Source organism: Sphingomonas sp. FUKUSWIS1 (genome assembly GCF_000733135.1).
Lineage (GTDB): Bacteria > Pseudomonadota > Alphaproteobacteria > Sphingomonadales > Sphingomonadaceae > Sphingomonas > Sphingomonas aerolata.
On sequence record NZ_JPJC01000129.1, the window covers coordinates 1 to 1,128 of the forward strand.

The 1,128-nt window shown below is 66.8% G+C and carries 1 protein-coding gene; it reads left to right on the forward strand.

Going from position 1 to position 1,128, the window contains the following annotated elements; genetic code table 11:
• Positions 1-187: 187 nt before the first annotated feature.
• On the forward strand, positions 188-1,128 hold a 941-nt coding region (locus sphsw_RS08970; protein WP_042466952.1), incomplete at its 3' end, for a DUF3667 domain-containing protein.

Sequence of the window (1,128 nt, forward strand, 5' to 3'; positions counted from 1 at the left end):
ACCAGCGCCGCGGCCTTGCGCGGAGTCGGCAGCGCCGCGAGCACGCCTGATGCGACGCGCGCGCGCGCGCCCATGTCGGCGACCAGGGTTTCAGAGTGCGTCTCGGCGTCGGGAAGGTCGGTCATGCCATCCGACTATCACGCCAAACCGACTCGCGCCAACGCCCGGGCTGCGTTACGCTTGCGTTATGAACGGGGACATGGGGGCAGCGGCGGACATCGCCACGGGGGCATTGGTCGGACGCGCGTTCGAACCATGTGCGGGCGAATCGACCGCAATCGGCAGGGCGCATGCAACGGGCGCGCTCTGTCTCAATTGCGGCACCGCGCTGATCGGCGCGCACTGCCATGCCTGTGGTCAGGCCGCGCATGTCCACCGGTCGCTCGGCGCGATCGGGCATGAGATTGCGCATGGCGTGTTCCATTTCGAGGGCAAGATCTGGCGCACGCTGCCGCTGCTCGTCTTGCATCCCGGCACGCTCACCCGGCGCTACGTCAATGGCGAGCGCGCGCGGTTCGTCTCGCCGCTCGCGCTGTTCCTGTTTACCGTCTTCCTGATGTTCGCGACGATCGGTGTGGTCGGTGGCGAGATAACCGAGCAGATCGCCGCCCCCACGACGCGCGACCGCGCCGAACTCGCACGCGGGCTGGACGAGGCCCGTGGCGAGCTCGCCCGCATCGAGCGGGACCGCGCGATCGCGGTGCGCGCGGGTCAATCGACCACCGATCTCGATACGCAGGCACTCGTCCTGCGCGGCAGCATCCGCGCGCTGACGAGCGCAAGCGGCACGACCAGACGCGACACGGACGATTTTACCTTCACCGACGTGAAGAAGACCGGCTGGCCACTGCTTGACCATGGCATCGCCAAGGCGAACGCCAATCCCCGCCTGATGATCTACAAGCTTCAGTCGAGCGCTTATAAATATAGCTGGGGGCTGATCCCGCTCTCGGTGCCGTTCATGGCACTGCTGTTCCTGTGGCGCCGCAAGCACCATCTCTACGATCACGCGATCTTCGTGACCTATTCGCTGGCGTTCATGATGCTGCTGGTGATCGCGCTGATGCTCGGCGGCATGGCGGGGCTGGCGAGCGGGTGGATCGTGATGGCGGGGTTGCTCGTCCCGCC